Consider the following 2,486-nt stretch of genomic DNA (forward strand, 5'->3'; position numbering starts at 1 on the left):
TGTTCAAATGGCGATTCAGCGTTTAATTGGTTTTGGGAAAAAAGAAGAGTTTAAGGAAATTTTGGCAATTTTAAGAAAGCAGAATCCTGATAGGATAAGGGTTCTGTGAAATTTGTCGTGTACAGAGTATAATAATAATAATCGAGCATGAGTCTCATACGGATGCTCGGGTCGAAAGGGAATCCCCAGGCGAGTAACCTGTTTGCGGTGATCCATTAGCTGCAGGAGCAGAAGAGCATACATCTGGAAGCAAAGCCAGGAAAGCGGCCTATGGAGCTGTGCGGCAGCGCTCAGTAGGCAATTTTTCAAAATATTGTTAAGCCTTTTCTGAGCATGGTATTTTTCATGGTATTACCAATTAGCAGGAAAATAAGCCATTGAATATAAAAGATAAAAATGTCTTGTTTACAATAAAGTGGGAATAATTCGGGCCTATCCGAACGCCGCCGGCGGCCGCCGATCACCGCACGCAAGTAACTGAAATCATTAATTAAATATACTGCCGTCTATCGCGGTCTATCGCGGGGCAAGCCTCGCAATAGACGGTATGGCTGACGGTATGGCGACTCTTGCCGCATCGCCAAAACGAATATACCGTCAGGGGTAAGAGAGCTTCTGACGGTATTTTTTCTGTCTTATTCCCTTGATAATAATAGGAAATTTGCCATTCAGGTAGGCCAATTTGGGCCTGACGGTATATCGGGCGGCTCTCAGGCGTTTTTGAACGATCTCGGAGGGTCGAAATGCTGACTGACGCTGGCATCAAAGCACTGAAGCCAAAGAATAAATTATATAAGGTCGTAGACCGTGACGGTATGTACGTCGTGGTCAATCCCTCGGGGGCGGTCGTGTTCCGGTATGACTACCGCCTCAACGGGCGTCGGGAGACTTTGACGCTGGGCCGCTACGGCGCTTCCGACCTGTCGCTGGCGCGGGCGCGCGAGAAACTGATCGACGCCAAGCGCGCCATACTTGAAGGACGGTCGCCCGCCCGAGAGAAGCAACGCGAGAAGCGCCGCATCAAAGAGGCAAAGAGCTTCGGCGAGTTTGGCGAACGCTGGTTGCTGGAGGCGAAGATGGCCGACAGCACCCGCGCGATGCGCCGCTCGATCTATGAGCGGGACATTCTTCCGACCTTTCGGAATCGTCTGCTGACGGAAATCAGCCCCGACGATCTCCGCGCCATGTGCGCCAAGGTGAAGGCACGGGGAGCCCCGGCAACAGCCGTCCACGTCCGCGACATTGTGAAGCTCGTTTATGCCTTCGCGATCCTGCACGGGGAAAAGGTGCCGAACCCGGCCGATACCGCGATGATGCCGCCCTCGACGAAGATAGCGGGCGCGTAGGCGTCGAAGGAAAACCACCACCAGAAGAAGGCCGGCGGATAATAGACCGGCAGGCCCGCCAGATCGAACCATGGCGCTCCAAGCTGGGGCTGGAAGCCGAGGCGAAAGGCAACCCATTGCGTCGCCGCCCACGTCATCACCAGAACGATGGTGATGACTACGGCGATCTGACCCCAAAGGATTCGGCCTCCGCGCAATGCAGGCTCCAGTCGGCAAAAGAGACGGAGCCGATCAGAGAGTAGGCAAAATCGGGACGGGCAACAGGAAAGAGGATGCCGGAGGGCTGCCGGATACTATCGGCGGCAAATAGGATGGATCGCCTGTGCCGTTATCGTGCCGGTCGAGTGCCATCCAGGAAACGATTGGGCGAATCGCCGTCACGCTTCATTTTGCCTGCGAGGTTGAGTAGATTTTTCAGTGCGGAGTTGCGATTGAACGGCGACCAGACGGCTGTAAAGGCAACCGGCTCCGGTTCATCGAGGAAGGGCAGGAAGACGATGCCGGTCGTCGGCAACAATGACGTTGCCTCGCCGACGATAGTGATGCCGAAGCCTTGTCCGACCATAGATAGCAGCGTGTCGCGCCCCACATCAAAGCGCCGGATCGACGGTGCGGGCCAACGCCCGGCAAGGCGCAGCACGATATGGTCATGGACCTGCGGGCCGGTGCCACCATAGCGAACAATGAAAGTCTCGCCGACCAGATCGGACCAAGTGATTGCGGACTGCCCGGCGAGGCGATGCCCATCCGATAGCACGGCCACCAGCGGTTCGGTCCAGATCGGTCGGGTATGGCAGTCGGGCATCTCGGGCTTGCCCGCGACGAACACCACGTCGAGCTGGTCAGCACGAAGCTGCATCACCGCATCGCGGGCTGTGCCTTCGGTGATCTCAACCTCAATGCCCGTATGTTCTTCCCGATAATGACGGATCAGCTCCGTGAGAAAGCTGCGTGGGATTAAGGCATGGATGCCGATGCGAAGCCGGCCGTATTCTCCTTGAGCTGTCATGCCTGCGGTCTTCACTGCGTGATCGAGTTGATCGACACCCGCCGTGACACGCTCCATGAAGTGCCTGCCTGCGTCTGTTAGCCGAACGCCCCGCGCATGGCGCTCAAATAGCAGGACACCAAGGTTATCCT

1 protein-coding gene and 2 pseudogenes are annotated in these 2,486 nt (G+C 56.0%); 1 reads left to right on the forward strand and 2 read right to left on the reverse strand.

What is annotated here, in order from left to right; genetic code table 11:
* Positions 1 to 743: 743 nt before the first annotated feature.
* Positions 744 to 1,304, forward strand: a pseudogene (locus tag FTU62_RS17145) (tyrosine-type recombinase/integrase); the annotation flags it as partial.
* Here FTU62_RS17145 and FTU62_RS17675 read toward each other — a convergent pair.
* Positions 1,301 to 1,543, reverse strand: a pseudogene (locus tag FTU62_RS17675) (conjugal transfer protein TraG); the annotation flags it as partial. The pseudogenes FTU62_RS17145 and FTU62_RS17675 overlap by 4 nt on opposite strands.
* Positions 1,544 to 1,674: 131 nt before the next feature.
* Positions 1,675 to 2,486: LysR family substrate-binding domain-containing protein (locus FTU62_RS17150; RefSeq protein WP_159139002.1), on the reverse strand; the 812-nt coding region annotated here is incomplete at its 5' end.

It is taken from the genome of Acinetobacter sp. YH12126, assembly GCF_013418745.1.
In the GTDB taxonomy this organism is placed as follows: Bacteria; Pseudomonadota; Gammaproteobacteria; order Pseudomonadales; family Moraxellaceae; genus Acinetobacter; species Acinetobacter amyesii.